The 16328-nt window shown below is 70.7% G+C and carries 14 protein-coding genes; all 14 read right to left on the reverse strand.

Features of this window, described 5'->3' with window-relative positions; all coding sequences use genetic code 11:
• Positions 1 to 30: 30 nt before the first annotated feature.
• Positions 31 to 1050 carry an adenosyl-hopene transferase HpnH gene (gene hpnH, locus OIE74_RS05460; protein WP_329378969.1) on the reverse strand — a complete coding sequence of 340 codons (1020 nt, stop codon included), beginning with the start codon at positions 1048 to 1050 and terminating at the stop codon, positions 31 to 33.
• Positions 1051 to 1055: 5 nt separating this feature from the next.
• Positions 1056 to 1766, reverse strand: a complete 711-nt coding sequence (locus tag OIE74_RS05465; RefSeq protein WP_443076033.1) for a phosphorylase family protein — start codon at positions 1764 to 1766, stop codon at positions 1056 to 1058.
• Complete coding sequence (gene shc, locus OIE74_RS05470) at positions 1766 to 3838, reverse strand: squalene--hopene cyclase (RefSeq protein ID WP_329378972.1); 2073 nt, start codon at positions 3836 to 3838, stop codon at positions 1766 to 1768. The genes OIE74_RS05465 and shc overlap by 1 nt, the downstream gene beginning before the upstream one ends.
• A 147-nt stretch (positions 3839 to 3985) precedes the next feature.
• Positions 3986 to 5053: a polyprenyl synthetase family protein gene (locus OIE74_RS05475; RefSeq protein ID WP_329378975.1), complete on the reverse strand. Its 1068-nt coding sequence runs from the start codon at positions 5051 to 5053 to the stop codon at positions 3986 to 3988.
• Positions 5054 to 5187: 134 nt separating this feature from the next.
• Complete coding sequence (gene hpnE / locus OIE74_RS05480; RefSeq protein ID WP_329378977.1) at positions 5188 to 6576, reverse strand: hydroxysqualene dehydroxylase HpnE; 1389 nt, start codon at positions 6574 to 6576, stop codon at positions 5188 to 5190.
• Positions 6577 to 6688: 112 nt separating this feature from the next.
• The gene (gene hpnD / locus OIE74_RS05485; RefSeq protein ID WP_329378979.1) at positions 6689 to 7639 is read right to left on the reverse strand and encodes a presqualene diphosphate synthase HpnD; all 951 of its coding nucleotides are present in this window, start codon (positions 7637 to 7639) and stop codon (positions 6689 to 6691) included.
• Entirely contained in the window at positions 7636 to 8556 is a 921-nt protein-coding gene (gene hpnC / locus OIE74_RS05490) for a squalene synthase HpnC (RefSeq protein ID WP_329378981.1), read from the reverse strand. Before hpnC ends, hpnD begins: the two co-directional genes overlap by 4 nt.
• Positions 8557 to 9088: 532 nt before the next feature.
• Positions 9089 to 9874, reverse strand: coding sequence for an ABC transporter ATP-binding protein (locus tag OIE74_RS05495; RefSeq protein ID WP_329378983.1), 786 nt, complete (start codon positions 9872 to 9874; stop codon positions 9089 to 9091).
• A complete protein-coding gene (locus tag OIE74_RS05500) occupies positions 9867 to 10805 on the reverse strand; it encodes an ABC transporter permease (protein WP_329378985.1) in 939 nt (312 codons plus the stop codon). Before OIE74_RS05500 ends, OIE74_RS05495 begins: the two co-directional genes overlap by 8 nt.
• Positions 10806 to 10904: 99 nt before the next feature.
• Positions 10905 to 11777 (reverse strand): glycosyltransferase family 2 protein, encoded by an 873-nt coding sequence (locus OIE74_RS05505; RefSeq protein ID WP_329378986.1) that lies wholly within the window; start codon positions 11775 to 11777, stop codon positions 10905 to 10907.
• Positions 11778 to 11782: 5 nt separating this feature from the next.
• A complete protein-coding gene (locus OIE74_RS05510) occupies positions 11783 to 12562 on the reverse strand; it encodes a CDP-alcohol phosphatidyltransferase family protein (RefSeq protein ID WP_329378988.1) in 780 nt (259 codons plus the stop codon).
• Positions 12540 to 13601 (reverse strand): iron-containing alcohol dehydrogenase family protein, encoded by a 1062-nt coding sequence (locus tag OIE74_RS05515; RefSeq protein WP_329378990.1) that lies wholly within the window; start codon positions 13599 to 13601, stop codon positions 12540 to 12542. Before OIE74_RS05515 ends, OIE74_RS05510 begins: the two co-directional genes overlap by 23 nt.
• Entirely contained in the window at positions 13589 to 14326 is a 738-nt protein-coding gene (locus OIE74_RS05520; protein ID WP_329378993.1) for a phosphocholine cytidylyltransferase family protein, read from the reverse strand. Before OIE74_RS05520 ends, OIE74_RS05515 begins: the two co-directional genes overlap by 13 nt.
• A complete protein-coding gene (locus tag OIE74_RS05525; protein ID WP_329392177.1) occupies positions 14323 to 16251 on the reverse strand; it encodes a DUF5941 domain-containing protein in 1929 nt (642 codons plus the stop codon). The genes OIE74_RS05520 and OIE74_RS05525 overlap by 4 nt, the downstream gene beginning before the upstream one ends.
• Between the last annotated feature and the right edge of the window lie 77 nt (positions 16252 to 16328).

Raw genomic sequence — 16328 nt, forward strand, 5'->3', positions numbered from 1 at the left:
CGGTGGCCATGACGTCACGGGCCACCGGTCTCAGCTGCTCCCGGCGACCGTCTCCCGCACGGCTCGCAGCGACTCCTTGAGGGAGCCCATGGTGGCGAGCACGGCAGTCGGCTCGTAGCCGCAGTGCGCCATGCAGTTGGCGCAGCGCGGGTCCTTGCCCCGGCCGTACTTGTCCCAGTCGGTCTCCTCGATCAGTTCCCGGTACGTCGGGACGTATCCGTCGCTCATCAGATAGCAGGGGCGCTGCCAGCCGAAGAGCGAGTAGTTGGGGATCGCCCAGGCCGTGCAGGGGAAGTCGGCCTTGCCCTCCAGGAAGTCCAGGAAGAGCGGTGAGTGGTTCAGGCGCCAGCGCCCCCTGTTGCCGCCGGAGAACGCCTTTTTGAACAGCTCCCGCGTCTGCTCCACGCCCAGGAAGTGCTCCTGGTCGGGTGCCTTCTCGTAGGCATAGGCGGGCGAGATCATCATCTCGTCGACCTTCAGGTCGTCGTTGAGGTAGTTGAGGACCTCGATGATGGTCTGCGGGGTGTCGGTGTTGAAGAAGGTGGAGTTGGTGGTGACCCGGAAGCCGCGCTTCTTGGCTTCCTTCATCGCCTCCACGGCCTCGTCGAAGACCCCTTCCTTGGCGACGGACTCGTCGTGCCGCTCGCGCAGGCCGTCGATGTGCACGGCGAACGCGAAGTACGGCGACGGGGTGAACTTCTCCAGTTTCTTGCGCATCAGCATCGCGTTGGTGCAGAGGAAGACGTACTTCTTCTTCGCGACGAGCTGCCGGACGATCTCGTCGATCTGCGGGTGCATCAGCGGCTCGCCGCCGGCGATGGAGACCATCGGCGCCCCGGATTCGAGCACCGCGCCCACCGCTTGCGCCACGGGCATACGCTGCTTCAGGACCCCGGCCGGGTGCTGGATCTTGCCACAGCCCTCACATGCGAGATTGCAGGCGAAGAGGGGTTCCAGCTCGACGATGAGAGGAAACTTCTCACGCCTGCGTAGCTTCTGTTCGACGAGGTACGTCCCGACCCTGATGGTCTGACGGAGCGGCATGGCCATCTAGCTCACCTCCTGGGGAGCAGCAAAGAACGGTGCCATTCAAGAAAAGCCGGAATGACGGCACGAAGGACACGGAAAGCTGATATTCCACCGCTAACCGTGCCAATTCGGACTAGCTCATGCTCTGGAGCGTCCACGACCACCCGTACGGCCGCAACCGGGCGGGGCCCGGTGCTCAGAGCGGTGCGGAGTGTCGCGGCGGACTCCATGTCCACGGCGACGGCTCCCGTGGCACGCAGCCCGGCCCTCTCGGGGCCGCGCACCACATGGTCGGATCCGGCCAGCGGGCCGGTGTGGACCGTGCGTCCGGGCAGCGCCAGGGACAGCGCCTCCACGAGCAGACCTGTTCCCGTACAGCGCGTCAGGTCGTGGGAGTCCCGGGTCTCGTCGGCGACGATCAGGTCCCCCGGGTTCATCCCGGGGACCAGGCCGGCACAGAAGCCGGACGCGATGACGGCCGCGTCCCTGTTCCGGTCGGTTCCGAGCGCGCGCGCCGTCGCACGCTCGGCGTTCTTGGGGCCCATGCCCGTGCGGATGACGGTGACGGGTCCGCTCTCGCGTGTCCGGCCGCCCCGGCCGGCCAGACCGCTGCGCAGGGCCATCCGCTCGATGCCGAGGGCACAGGCGATCAGCAGCGGTGTGGCGGCGGGGGCGGCCCCGCCGCCGGTCGGTGGGGTTTCGTCGGCCTGGCCGGCTCTGTCGGGCGGCGAGTGCATCAGGCCCCCTTGCGGCTGTCCGCCCGGCTGTCGGTCCGTCGCTCCCCGACGTTCCTCGTCCGGCCCTCCGCCAGCAGCTCCGCGCGGGCGGGCCCGCGGTCCGCGAACGGTTCCCCGTTGACGTACCTGCCGAGGGCCGTGAGCGGGAACACCTGCCGGTAGAGGTGGTAGTTGATGGAGAAGTCCCACGGGAACCCGGTGCCGGTGAAGTACGGCTCGTCCCAGGAGCCGTCCTCCCGCTGGGCCGCCGCGAGCCACGCCACGGCGCGCTCGACGGCGGGCGTCTCACGCCGCCCCGCGGCCAGGAGCGCCAGCAGCGCCCACGCGGTCTGCGAGGCGGTCGACGCCCCGTGCCCGATCCACTTCTCCTCGCGGTAGGAGCGCAGGTCCTCGCCCCAGCCGCCGTCGTCGTTCTGTACGGATTCCACCCAGCCGACCGCGCGGCGGATCGCCGGGTGGCCGACGGGCAGCCCGGCGGCGACGAGGGCCGGTACGACGGACCCCGTCCCGTACACGTAGTTGACGCCCCAGCGGCCGAACCAGGAGCCGTCCGCCTCCTGTTCGGTGAGCAGCCACTCGATGCCGCGCCGGGTGTCGGGGTGCCGGGCCTTGCCCTCGTACGCCAGCATCTCCACGACGTGCGCGGTGACATCGGCCGACGGCGGGTCGATGACCTCGCCGAAGTCGCAGAACGGCAGCCGGTTGGGGAACGGGCTGACGTTGTCGGCGTCGAACGCGCCCCACGCGCCGTTCTTCGACTGCATGCCGAGCGTCCAGCGCGCGCCGCGCTCGACGGCCGTGTCCATGCGCGCGGTGTCCGGGTGGGAGACCCGGCGCAGGGCGAGGATGACCTCGGCGGTGTCGTCGATGTCCGGGTAGTTGTCGTTGTGGAACTCGAACGCCCAGCCGCCGGGGGCGAGTCCGGGCCTGCGGACGGACCAGTCGCCGGGGCGCACGATCTGCTCGTCCAGCATCCACTCGGCCGCCTTGACCAGCGCGGGGTGGTCCGGGCTCACCCCCGCGTCGGCCAGCGCGATCGTGGCGAGGCAGGTGTCCCACACCGGGGACTGACAGGCCTCGATCATGCGCGCGCCGTCCTCGCGCCAGACGGCGAACTTGTCGAGCGATTCGAGTCCCGCGCGCATGACCGGGTGCTTCAGGTCGTAGCCGAGCAGATGCAGGGCGATGATCGAGTAGACGGCCGGCGGCTGGATACCGCCCCAGCAGCCGTCGTTTTCCTGGCGTTCGACGATCCAGCGGGCCGCCGCGTTCATCGCCGTGCGGCGCACGGCGCGGGGTGCGACCTTGTGGTACAGACGCAGCGCCTTGTCGACGCGCTGGAAGATCCCGTCCCAACTGGCCGCCGACGCAAGGGGCTTGGCGGGATTCGGGCGCCGCACGTCCGCGTGCAGCTCGTCCAGCGCGAAGGGCGCGGGGCGGACGGGGCGCAGGGCCGAGACGATCGTGAGCGGCACGATGGTCTGCCGGGCCCAGCAGCCGAACGAGTAGATGTTCAGCGGGAACCACTTGGGCAGGAAGATCACCTCGGGCGGGACCTCGGGGAGGTCGTCCCACTTCCACCAGCCGAAGAGCGCGAGCCAGATCCGGGTGAAGACCCGGCTCTCGGCGACACCGCCCTGTTCGCGGATCCAGGCGGCGGCGCGCGCCATGTGCGGGTCGTCGGGCCGGTCCCCGGCGAGACGCAGCGCGACGTATCCCTCGATGGTGGTGGAGAGTTCGCCGGGCCCGCCGTAGAAGGTGGCCCAGGTTCCGTCGGCGCGCTGTTCGCCGCGGATGAAGCGGCCCGCCGCCTCCGTGGTACGCGCGTCCTGGACACCGAGGAACTGGCGGAGCAGCAAGTCCTCGGCGTCCATGGTCACATTGGTCTCCAGGTCGCCCTTCCACCAGCCCTGGGCGTCCTGTTGGCCGAGCAGATGCTCGACGGATCGTGCGGTGGCACGCCGTGCGACGTCTCCGATGTCGTTCGCGTCGGGAGTGGTGTCGGACGGTTCGCTCGCCGCGGCAGCGCGGGGTCCCACGGCCCCGGTGCTTCCGTCGGTCGTCGCTGTCATGGCTTCCCCTTACGTGCAGTTGGTCCTCTGCTGTGCTGGGGTCTCCGTCGTCCGGGGAATCGGATACGAACCGGCGGACGGCGCGACTACGGAGGCTTTCGGTGCGTCAGCCTCCGGTGAGCGTGGATATACACATGGCGATGGTGCTCATCTCTTTCGCACGACGACGAAGTCCGCGAGCGCGGTGAGCTGCGCGCGGACCCGTTCGGGCATGTCGATACCGCTCAGGGCCTCGATGGCGACGGTGTGCTGCCTGCGGGCCTCCTGGGAGGTCCACTCCCGGCCGCCCGCCTCCTCGATGAGTGCTGCCCTGGTCGCGAACTCCTCTTCCGAGAAGCTCGCGAAGTCCGTGCTCTTGGCGTCGGCGGCCAGCAGTTCACCGAGCCGCCGCGACGCGGGACCGCCGGCGGCGAGAGCGGCGACGACGGGCAGCGACTTCTTGCGCTGGCGCAGATCGCTCCACGTCTGCTTGCCGGTGGCCCCGGGGTCGCCCCAGATGCCGAGCAGGTCGTCGACGGCCTGGAAGGCGAGGCCGAGGTGATGGCCGTACGACTCCAGGAGGTCGGCCGTCCGGTCGTCGGCACCGCCGAGGACGGCGCCGATGGAGACGGCGCAGGCGAGCAGCGCGCCCGTCTTGTTGCCCTCCATCTCCAGGCACTCCTCGACGGTCACCCGCTCACGGTGCTCGAAGGAGATGTCCTGCGCCTGGCCGTCGATCAGCTTGCGGGTGGCGACGGTGAGACGGCGGGTGGCGCGGCCGGCCTCGGCGGTGCCGATCTCCAGCAGGATCTCGTTGGCGAGCGCGAACAGCGCGTCACCGACGAGGATCGCCTGGGCGGGGCCGTGCATCTTCCAGACGGTGTCGCGGTGGCGGCGCTGCTCGTCGCCGTCCATCAGGTCGTCGTGCAACAGCGAGAAGTTGTGCACCAGTTCCACGGCGACGGCGCCGGGGACACCGGTCTCGGCCGCCGCTCCCGCCGCCTCGGCCGACAGCAGCGCGAGCGCGGGGCGTACGGCCTTGCCGCCGTCACCGTCGGCGGGCCAGCCATCGGCGTCGATCCAGCCGAAGTGGTAAGCGGCGACGGTGTCCATCGGCGGGGCGAGCCGGCCGATGGCGGCCCGCAGCACGGGGGTGGAAAGGGCACGGCCGCGCTCAAGCAGCGCGAAGACGTCCGCGGTGTCGACAGCCGGATCAGCCGGGGGCACAGTCGGCACGGTTTCTCCTCTTTTTGCAGTCCTGATGGGGCCCGTACGCGTCGTCGCCGTACTTGTCCTTGCCGCGCCGTCACTCGTCGCGGTGTCGCTCACCGAGCTCCCGCCCGCCGCGCCTTTCACCGCGGCGTCCGGCCTCACGCGGCCTCCCGGAGGGGATGCCGATGGGTGCGGCCGAGTTCGGACAGGGCCGCGCCCGCCGCGCTGAATCCGCTGCGGACCGCGCCCTCCATAGTCGCTGGCCAGCCGGTCGCGGTCCACGCCCCCGCCAGAAAGAGGCCGGGTGCGCGCGTCCGCGCGCCGGGTCTCAGCCGCCCGACACCGGGCGTGGGTGCGAACGTCGCCGTGCGCTCACGCGTCACGAAGAAGTCCCGCACCTCGGCGCTCCGCGCGGCCGGCAGAAGACGTTTCAGCTCGGGCAGATAGCGCGCGCGAAGCTCCGCGACGGGCAGGTCGATCTCGTCCGCGACCGCCGACTGCGACAGCGCCACGTACTGCCCCTCCTTCAGCCCCGAGGCGTCCGTCCGGTCGAAGACCCACTGGACGGGGGTGCCGAGTGCGGCGAAGAAGGGGCGGCGCAGCACCTTGCGGTCGTAGACGACGTGGACGTTGAGGATCGGCGACGTGCCGATGTCGAGAAGGCGGCTCGGCTGGTCGAGCGCGCCGTCCGGCAGCAGCGCGTGGGTCTCGCTCTGCGGTACGGCGAGGATCACCGTGTCCGCCTCGATGCGCTCGCCCGGTACGTCGACGCTCCAGCGGCCGTCCCCGGTGCGGGTCACTGCCGAGACGCGGGTGCGTAGTTCGGTCCGTACGCCCGCCGCGTCGAGGGCCTTGCGGGCGAGTGTGTCGTGCAGTTCACCGAGCGGCACCCGGGCCCAGCCGATGTCGGCGGCGCCGCGCTCGGAGAGCAGTCCGGTCTTGAAGACCATCGCGGCCAGGCCCATGGAGGCCTGCTCGGCGCGGACGTTGAGGGTGGCGACGCAGACGAGGTTCCACAACGCCTCGACGGCGCGCGCCGACTGGCCGTGGCGGCCGAGCCAGGTCGCGAAGTCGACGCCGTCGAGGGCGGGGTCGGCCGGGTCGAGCGCCTTGAGCGCCAGCGCGGCGCGTCCTACGGAGGCCTTCTCGGCGAGCGAGAGGTGCGGGTAGGTGGCGAGTCCGCCGGCGAGATGCAGCGGTACGGGCAGGGCGTTGCGGCTCAGCCGTCCGACCCGGGGCCGGCCCGCGCGTCCCACGTCGAGTACGGGAACGTCGAGCCGGTCCTGTACGGGGGCGAGGTCGGCGCCGTCGACCCGGTCGAGGAACCACCGGTACGCCGTGCAGCAGCGCAGGTACACATGCTGGCCGTTGTCGACGGTCAACTCGCCGCGGGTGAAGGAGAAGGCGAGCCCTCCGAGGCGCGGGCGGCCCTCGACGAGCGTCACCCGCACCCCGGCGTCTGCGAGCTGAAGCGCGGCGGTCACACCGGCGATACCGCCGCCGACGACGACCGCGTGGCGCGATGCCGTGCTTCCGGATGTCGTCATGCGCCCTCCCCTGCGACTGTCGCAGTCAGGGACGCGCCAGGTCCCGGGGAGGTTGATCGCCAATCACCGCGGTCGCCCCGATCACCACGGTCGCCGGTGCCGGACAGCGCCGTCACGATCGCCTCCTGACGGCCTGCCGGGAGATGTTCCTGGCGTCAAAACCGGAGAGGCCGCGTACCGCGACGTACGCCTTCTCGCGTCCGGGCAGCGAGACCCGGCCGCGCAGGACGGCCTCGGGGTCGCGTTCGATGCGGTCGAGCAGCCTGCGGTAGATGCCCGCCATGGCGGCGACGCAGGCGCCGCTGCGCCGGTCGAGCATGGGCAGCAGCCGGTAGCCCTCGGCGAACAGCGCGCGGGCCCGTCTGGCCTCGAAGTGCACGAGCCCGGCGAAGTCGGAACCGGCGGGCGGCGTCGCGCTGTCGAACCCGGCCGAGCAGCCGAACTTGGCGAGATCGTCGGCGGGCAGATAGGTGCGCCCGTTGCCCGCGTCCTCGCGCACGTCACGCAGGATGTTGGTCAACTGGAGCGCCAGACCGAGGGTGTCGGCGTACTCGGACGCACGCTCCGCGCCGGGCCCGGTGGAGTCGGTGCCGAACACCCCGAGCGAGAGCCGTCCGATGGCTCCGGCGACGCACCGGCAGTAGATCTTGAGGTCGTCCCATGTCTCGTACGTCTCACCCTTGACGTCCATCAGGACGCCGTCGATCAGTTCGTCGAGCCCGCCGAGCGGGAGCGGGAAGCGGCGGGCCGCGTCGGTGAGCGCGACGGCGACGGGGTCGGTGTCGTCCTCCTCGACGCCGCCGTTCCTGATCCGGCCGAGGAGGTCACGGGTGTCCTCAAGTCTCGACTGCTTGGCCCCGGGCTCCAGCGTGCCGTCGCCGATGTCGTCGACGCGCCGCGAGAACGCGTACAGCGCCGACATGGCCTGCCGTTTGTCGGCGGGCAGCAGCCGGATGCCGTAGGCGAAATTACGGGCCTGCTGCCCGGTGACGGTCTCGCAGTAGCTGTACGCGGCCTGTACCGGCGCCGACACGGGGGACTGTCCCTCCACGATCCGGCTCACCCCTTTCTGTGCGTTTTCCGCAGGACTGCTCCCACTTCACGCAGCAGACGTGGTGTGGTCGCTCTGGGCGGTCCGGGCAGTACATCGTGTCCCACGGCGGCGACCGAGGAGAGAGCGGCACGCCCCCCGCCGACGAATCCGGCCAGCAGAAGTCTGAGCCTGCCCCGGACGCTGTGGACCAACGGCCCTCCCTCGTCGAGGAGTTGACCGGCGCGGTCGGCCTCGAAGGCGATCAGGCTCCGGACGGACGCGTTCGCCGTCGGCGCGGCGAGGTCCTCCTCGGTGACATGGAACCGCTTCATGTCGTCGGCGGGCAGATAGATCCGGTCGCTCGCCAGGTCCTCGGTGACGTCCTGGAGATGTTCGACGATCTGGAGCGCGGTGCAGACGGCGTCGGAGCGGCGGACGCGCTCGGGGGTCGCGGTGCCGGTGATCGCGAGGACGAGACGGCCGACGGGATTGGCCGAGAGTTCGCAGTAGGCGAGGAGGTCGTCGTAGGTGCCGTAGCGGCGTACGGACTGGTCCTGGCGGTTGGCCTCGATCAGGCGGAGGAACGGCTCGGGGGTGAGGTCGTGGCGCCGTACGGTCGGCGTGAGCAGTCCGAGCAGCGGGTGGCCGGGGGCCGGTCCCGCGGGGTCGAACACCCGGCGCAGGTCGGTCTCGAAGGCGTCCAGCATGGCGAGCCTGTCGTCCGTCGCCGCGGGGTCGAGGCCGAGGTGGCGGGCGTCGGCGCCGCCGGGGGCGAGGTCGCCGTCGCCGATGTCGTCGACGAGGCGGGCGAAGCCGTAGACGGCCATCAGATCCTCGCGCCAGGCGCGAGGCACGAAGAAGGGGGCGACGGGGAAGTTCTCACCCGACGCCTTGTCGAGCGTGGCCCGCGCGGAGGTCTCGGTCTGCCTCTGGGAGGCGCCCGTCACCGCGGACCGCCTGCTGCGGGGACGGCGCGACCCTCGCGGAGCTGGAGATCAACCGTCATTGCCGTCACGTCTCCCGTTCTACACTGCCGACCCAAACATCCCATTTCGGACACGCCGCGCGGCCTGGCGACTGGGATACCGCCGATATGGGCGGATCCGCGGCCGGTCAGCCGGGGCTCACGGACGTATCGCCGCTCTTGCCACGAATCAGCACCGGTACAGCTTACGTTGTACAACGCCCAGGCCCGCGCCGGGGCGTCTCGCGCACAACGACAACATCACGGCCCGCTTCAACCTTCCTCAGCGGCACCGGACTTGACGCAACTTTGACGATTGCCGGGGCCGGGCGGGAGCGGACGGGGCCGCCGCACGCTCCGTCGGGGCACTTCGGGGGCAGCGGCGGGCCGGCGGTCACACTCTCGATCGAACGTTCGATCGCCCCACGTACACCGAGGCGGTCCCCGCCGGAATCGATCCGGTGGAGGCCGCCTCGGTGTACGCGCCTGGTGTTCGAACCCCCTTGGGGATACGGCTACTTGCCGGTCTCCCTCTCGTACGCCTTGAGCACCTCGTCCGTCGGGCCGTCCATCAGGAGCTCGCCCCTCTCCAGCCACAGCACCCGGTCACAGGTGTCCCTGATCGACTTGTTGCTGTGACTGACCAGGAAGACCGTGCCCGCCTCCTTGCGCAGCTCGCGGATCCGCGCCTCGGAGCGGATCTGGAACTTGCGGTCGCCGGTGGCCAGCGCCTCGTCGATCATCAGGACGTCATGGTCCTTGGCCGCCGCGATGGAGAAGCGGAGCCGGGCGGCCATGCCGGATGAATATGTGCGCATCGGCAGGGTTATGAAGTCGCCCTTCTCGTTGATGCCGGAGAAGTCGACGATCGACTGGTAGCGCTCCCGCACCTGCTCGCGCGACATTCCCATGGCCAGACCGCCGAGGATGACGTTGCGCTCGCCGGTGAGGTCGTTCATCAGCGCGGCGTTCACACCGAGCAGCGAGGGCTGACCGTCGGTGAACACCTTGCCGTGCTCCGTGGGCAGCAGTCCGGCGATGGCGCGCAGCAGGGTCGACTTGCCGGAGCCGTTGGTGCCGATGAGGCCGATCGCCTCGCCGCGGTACGCGGTGAAGCTGACACCTCGCACGGCGTGGACCTTGCGGACTCCGCGCTCCTGGCTCTTGTCGCGCCTGAGTATGCGGCTCAGCGCCGCGGTCGCGTTGCCCTTGCCGCCACCGCCGCCGTTGACGCGGTACACGATGTGCACGTCGTCGGCGATGACGGTGGGGATACGTCCCTGCTCGATGGGGTCAGCCACGGCCGTACCGTTCCTCAGCCTTCCAGAAGTACACAAAGCCGGCGATGCCGACGAGCAGCGACCAGGCGAGACCCGACGCCCACACATGCTGGGGCAGGTTCTCGGAGCCGTAACCGTCGATCAGCGCGAAGCGGATGAGGTCCATGTAGATGGCGGCGGGGTTGTACTGGAGGACGTCGACGATCCAGCTCGGCCAGTCCGGCTTGTTCGCCAGCATCAGGGGGATCGAGAACATCACGCCGGACGCGTACATCCAGGTGCGCATGATGAACGGCATGAGCTGCGCGAGGTCCGGCGTCTTGCTTCCCAGCCGCGCCATGATCAGCGCCAGGCCGGTGTTGAAGAAGAACTGGAGCACCAGGACAGGCAGCACCAGCAGCCAGGACAGGCCCGGGAGGCTGCCGAAGGCAACCACCACGGCCAGCAGCACGATCATCGAGAACAGCAGCTGCTGGAGCTGCTGGAGCGCGAAGGAGATGGGCAGCGAGGCCCGGGGGAAGTGCAGGGCGCGCACCAGCCCGAGGTTGCCCGAGATCGACTTCACGCCCGCCATCACGGACGTCTGGGTGAAGGCGAACACGAACACGCCCGTCACCAGGAACGGGATGTAGACGCGGATCTCCATCCCCCGGCCGGCGTTCAGGATCAGGCCGAAGATCAAGAAGTAGACGAAGGCATTGAGCAGCGGGGTCGCCACCTGCCAGAGCTGTCCGAGCTTCGCCTGGCTGTACTGGGCCGTCAGCTTCGCCTGCGAGAAGGCGAAGATGAAATGGCGCCGGCCCCACAGCTTGCGGACGTACTCGGCCAGTCCCGGACGGGCACCGCTCACCGACAGGCCGTACTTGGCGGCCAGTTCGGCCGAGGACAGACCGTCGTCGGGAGACGGCGGGGCGCTCATCGCGATCGCGCCGTCATGGGTTGTCTCACTCACAAGTTGAAACTTTCGTGTTCAAGATGCGCAGCCGGTCGGGCACAGGCGTGAACGGCCGTGACCCGGTTGTTATCCCCGATGCTCTCAGAACCGAGCCTGTCAGATGACAGGCGGTCGGCCCAGTCGGGTCAGCCGCCACACCGTACGCCACTTCATGGGCCGGCGGGGACCGCACGGAGTCGTCCAGCCTTCCCGGAAACCGCCGAACCATGCCTTGAGCGCCGGGACGGTGGGGCGCCGGGCCAGGGTGAGCAGGATCCAGACGCCGAGATAGACGGGGACGACCGGCGCGGGCAGGTTGCGGCGGGCGAGCCAGACCCGGTTGCGGGCCACCATGCGGTGGTAGACCGCGTGCCGTGACGGCGGCATCGTGGGGTGGAAAAGGACCATGTCGGCGCGGTAGTCGATCATCCAGCCGGCGTCCAGCGCCCGCCAGGCCAGGTCGGTCTCCTCGTGGGCGTAGAAGAAGTCGCCCGGCAGGGAACCGACCTCGGCGATGACCCGCGTACGGACGGCGTTGGCGCCGCCCAGGAAGGTCGTCACCCGCGACGAGCGCATCGGGTCCGAGGCCCGCAGCCGGGGGACGTGGCGGCGCTGGGTGAGCCCGGTGTCGGGGTCGGCGATCCGGAAGCTGACGATGCCGAGGACCGGGTCGGCGGCGAACGCCTCACGGACCAGCTCGGCGGTGTCGGCGCCGGGCAGCAACCCGTCGTCGTCCAGGAAGAGCAGGACGTCCACGTCGCAGCCGCCCGGCCCGAAGGCCTCGATGCCGACGTTGCGGCCGCCGGGGATGCCGAGATTCTCGGGCAGCTCGACGGTGCGTACGCCGTCGGGCACATCGCCGGTCGGGGCGCCGTTGCCCACGACCACGACGTCGATCGGGTCGCCGTCCTGCTTGGCGACGGAGTCGATCAGGGCGCGGAGGTCGTCGGGGCGGTTGCCCATGGTGATGATCACCGCACCGAGACGCATGTCACTCACCTCAGCCTGCTGGAGGCGAGTACGGACACCAGGTGCAGCAGTGTCTGTACGAGGGCGATGCCGGCCAGCACGGCGACGCCGAGGCGGGAGAAGAACAGGTCGCCCCTGACCGAGTCCAGGATCGCCAGGACCAGGATCAGCAGGGACGCCTCGATGCCGAGGATGAGCCGGTGGAACTTCAGCGCCCCTGCGGCCCTGCGGGCCAGCGCCATGCCGGACGAGCGCGGCTCGGAGGCCGCCTCCTTCACGGGGGCCAGGCCCTGCTGATGGCGGGCGACGCCGACCAGGTCGGTCTCCGCCTTGATCAGGATGGCGCCGAGGGCGGCGAGCGTACCGAGGAAGGCCCACAGCCAGTCGATCCGCCCCGAGCCCCACAGGTCGGCGGCGCGCAGCCCGAAGCCGACCAGGACAGCGGCGTCGCACAGATAGGCGGCGACCCGGTCCAGATACACCCCGGTCATCGAGTACTGCTTCTTCCAGCGGGCGACCTCACCGTCGACGCAGTCCAGCAGCAGATAGAGCTGGACCATCAGCACGCCGAGTACCGCGCCCGCGATCCCCGGCACCAGGAGGGCGGGGGCGGCCAGGGCGCCGGCGACGGTCATCACATAGGTCAGCTGGTTGGGCGTGACCCGTGTGTTCACCAGGTACCGGTCGACGCGCAGGGAGATCTCGCGCATGTAGAGCCGGCCCCCCCAGTGCTCGCCGCTCCGCCGGTCCTTGACGCCCGGGGGGTGAACGACCGGACGGAGTTCAGCTACTGATGGTCTTGGCATAGTCGGCGTACGCGTCCCTGATCTGGTCGGTGGACAGGTCGAGGTGCTCGAGGATCGTGAAGCGGCCCGGTCTGGTCTGGGGCGCGTATTCGACGGCCCGCACGAACTCGTCGGCGGTGAAGCCGATCTGCTCGGGCAGCACCGGCATCTCATGTCTGCGCAGGACCTCGGCGATGAGCCCGGACTGCTCGCGGGCGCCGCGCAGATGCATCGCGAAGGCGGCGCCGATCCCGACCTGCTCGCCGTGGCTGGCCGCCCTCTTGGGGTGGAGCAGGTCGAAGGCGTGGCTGATCTCGTGGCAGGCGCCGGACGACGGGCGGGAGTCGCCGCTGATCGACATGGCGATACCGGTGAGGACGAGCGCCTCAGCCAGGACGGTGAGGAACGCGTCGTTGCCGACGGTGCCGGGGTGGCGCAGGACGGCCTCGCCGGCGGTCCGGCCCATGGCGGCGGCCAGGCCGTCCACGGGCTCGCCGGTGATCTCGTGGGACAGCTCCCAGTCGGCGATGGCGGAGAGGTTGGAGAGCGCGTCGCCGATGCCGGAGCGGATGAAGCGGGCCGGGGCGTCACGGATGACGTCGAGGTCCACGACGATGGCGATGGGCGTCGGGACGCCGTACGAGCCACGGCCGTTGTCGTTGTCCAGGGTGGCGATCGGCGAGCAGATGCCGTCGTGCGAGAGGTTGGTGGCGACGGCCACCATCGGCAGGCCCACGCGGGCCGCCGCGTACTTCGCGACGTCGATGATCTTGCCGCCGCCGAGCCCGACGACCGCGTCGTACCGCTTGCCCTTTATGTCGTCGGCAAGCTTGACCGCGCAGTCGATCGTGCCGTCCGCGACCAGGAACCAGTCGGCGTCGGGCAGCAGGGGCGCCAGCTTCTCGCGCAGCGCCTGGCCGGAGCCGCCGCTGACGGCGAGGGCGAGCCTGCCGGACGCGGAGATCCGCTGGTCGGCGAGGAGGCCGGCGAGGTCGTCCATGGCGCCGCTGGTGATGTCGACGACGACCGGGGACGGGATGAGTCGGGTCAGTACTGGCACGCGATGACACGGCCCTTCGCGAGGTCGTCGTGGTTGTCGATCTCCACCCAGGGGACGTCGCCGATGGGGGCGACGTCGATGGTGAAGCCTCTGTCCACGAGTTCCTGGTAGCCGTCCTCGTAGTAGAGGTCGGGGTCGCGCTCGAAGGTGGCCTTGAGGGCGTCGGCGAGTTCGTCGGCGGCCTCGGGCTCGATGAGCGTGACTCCGATGTACTCGCCGGTGGCGGTGGTGGGGTCCATCAGCTTCGTGATGCGGCGTACGCCGTTGTCCGCCTCGGTGATGACCTTCATCTCCTCGTCGGCGAGCTGCTTCACCGCGTCGAGGGCGAGGATGATCTTCCGGCCGTCGCCGCGGGCCGCGAGCAGCGTGCGCTCGACGGAGACGGGGTGGACGGTGTCGCCGTTGGCGAGGATCACGCCGCGCTTGATGATGTCGCGGGCGCACCACAGGGAGTAGGCGTTGTTCCACTCCTCGGCCTTGTCGTTGTCGACCAGGGTGAGGGTGAGGCCGTACTTCGCCTCCAGGGCCGCCTTGCGCTCGTACACGGCCTTCTTGCGGTAGCCGACGACGATCGCGGCCTCGGTGAGCCCGATCTCCGCGAAGTTGCCGAGCGTCAGGTCGAGGACGGTCGTGTCGCCGTCCACGGGCACGAGGGCCTTGGGGAGCGTGTCGGTGTAGGGGCGCAGACGCCTTCCGGCACCGGCTGCCAGGACAAGGCCGATCATGCGGTTTCTCCTTCGTCGTGTACGGCGGGGGCTCCCGAGGACACCCAGAACCGGATGGACTCCGTGAGCGCGATCACGGCGACGGCGACGGCGAGCAGCGTCAGTCCCGGCGACAGGTCGGATTCGGCCGTGGAGAAGGCGGCGAGCGCGGCCACGAGGAGCGTGCGGCCCTCGTGTCCGCCGAGTGCCCGGACCAGCCCGCGGGGCGGGGCTCCGGCGCCGCCACGGATGCGGTACACGGTGTCGTAGTGGTGGTAGGCGACGGCCGCGACCAGCCCGAAAGCGGCGGGCAGGGCGCCGGGGACGTCGGTGCGGGCGGCGATGACCAGGACGGCGCAGTACTCGGTCGCCCGGAAGACCGGCGGGACGAGCCAGTCGAGCGGGCCGCCCATCCGCTGGGCCACGGCGATCCCCGACGTGATGACGTACACGAGCGCGCCGAGGACGAGTACGGGGCTGCCGAGCGGGCCGAAGGCCGCGGTCGCGACGGCGGCGGCGCCGCCCGCGACGGCGATCAGGAGCGGGAGTATGCCGGGCAGTGCGCGGGCCGGGCGCCGCACCGCGCGGGCGACCAGTTCGGCGAGCGGTCCGGTGTCGGCGAGGTCGTCGAGCGCCTGGGCGGCGCGGTCGGTCCGGACGGCCTCGCGGGTCACCGAGCGCAGGACGCGGCCGGCGGTGGTGTAACAGGCGGCGAACGCGCAGCCGGCGAGGAGCGCGTAGAAGACGATCCGGGGCGTGGTCACGGCGGTGAGGACCGCGATCATCGCCCAGCGCTCGCCGATCGGCAGGACGATCATCCGGCGCACCCAGACTGTCCAGCCGACGCTGTCGAGCCTGCTGGAGAGGGCGGTGGTGGGGGTGCCGACGACGGCCTTGCCGTTGACGGTGGCGGCCGTGCTGTCGGCGTTGGCCTCGTTGAAGGCGAAGTCGACGTAGTGGCGGACGGACTGGAGGACCATCGCGGCGAGCGCGAGGGCCCAGATGTCGTCACCACCGCAGGCCGCGCCGAGTGCGAGACCCGCGTAGTACGCGTACTCCTTGGCCCGGTCGAAGGTCGCGTCCAGCCAGGCGCCCAGCGTGGAGTACTGGAGCGAGTAGCGGGCGAGCTGTCCGTCGGTGCAGTCGAGTACGAAGGAGAGGAGCAGCAGCAGTCCGGCGGCGACGAAGCCGCCCCGGGTGCCGGTGGCCGCGCAGCCCGCCGCGATCAGGGCGGTGAGCAGGGACGCGGTGGTGACCTGGTTGGGGGTCAGACCGCGCCGGGCGCACCAGCGGGCGAGGTAGCGGGAGTAGGGGCTGATGCAGAAGGTGGTGAAGAAGCCGTCGCGGGCCTTCACGGCGGAGCGCAGCCGTACCGCCTCGTCGTCCACGGCCGCGACGGCGGCGAGCGCCTGTTCGCGGGCGGCCGGTGCGTCGGGGACGGCGGCGACGAGCGAGCCGAGTTCGGGGTGCCGTACGTCGGTGCCGTCGGCTTCGAGCGCGGCGGTGACCCGGTCGGCGAGGGGGAGCTCGGTGGTGGCGGGCGCGGTGTGGGTGACGGGCCGGCCGGCCTCGGTGACCAGGCCGGTGCCACCGGTGCGTACGGCGGGGGCGTCGGTCGTCGCGCTCGTACGGCCCGCGGCCGTGCCGTTCGTCACGGTGGTCAGCGCTGCGGAGAGCGCCGCACGTGCCTCGGGGCGCGCGGTCAGCGCGCCGGTGACGGCCGCCGCCGGGAACCGGGGATCGGTCAACGCCAGCCGCAGCGTGTGGAGATGACCGACGAAGCGCTGGTCGACCAGGGCGACGCGGTCAGCGGTGGGGACCGCGGCGAGCAGGCTCAGGGCCGCGGCGGCGTCGGGCGCGGTGCGCACGTCGAATCCCAGCGACCGCAGATCGCCTTCGAGCGGCGATCCGGGTACCGGTGTGCCGGTGAGGATGGCGGTCGACAGACGAATTCACTCCTTGACACTGACAGGGCGGACGTGCGGCGGCTCTGCCCCGGAGTCCGGGCCGGCGGCATGTCGGC

It is taken from the genome of Streptomyces sp. NBC_01716 (assembly GCF_036248275.1).
Lineage (GTDB): Bacteria > Actinomycetota > Actinomycetes > Streptomycetales > Streptomycetaceae > Streptomyces.

Bases quoted from the DNA above. Each gene is read 5' to 3' on its own strand.
- hpnH (WP_329378969.1), bottom strand. From the start codon at position 1,050: ATGGCCATGCCGCTCCGTCAGACCATCAGGGTCGGGACGTACCTCGTC.
- OIE74_RS05465 (WP_443076033.1), bottom strand. From the start codon at position 1,766: ATGCACTCGCCGCCCGACAGAGCCGGCCAGGCCGACGAAACCCCACCG.
- shc (WP_329378972.1), bottom strand. From the start codon at position 3,838: ATGACAGCGACGACCGACGGAAGCACCGGGGCCGTGGGACCCCGCGCT.
- OIE74_RS05520 (WP_329378993.1), bottom strand. From the start codon at position 14,326: ATGATCGGCCTTGTCCTGGCAGCCGGTGCCGGAAGGCGTCTGCGCCCC.
- OIE74_RS05505 (WP_329378986.1), bottom strand. From the start codon at position 11,777: ATGCGTCTCGGTGCGGTGATCATCACCATGGGCAACCGCCCCGACGAC.
- hpnE (WP_329378977.1), bottom strand. From the start codon at position 6,576: ATGACGACATCCGGAAGCACGGCATCGCGCCACGCGGTCGTCGTCGGC.
- OIE74_RS05510 (WP_329378988.1), bottom strand. From the start codon at position 12,562: ATGCCAAGACCATCAGTAGCTGAACTCCGTCCGGTCGTTCACCCCCCG.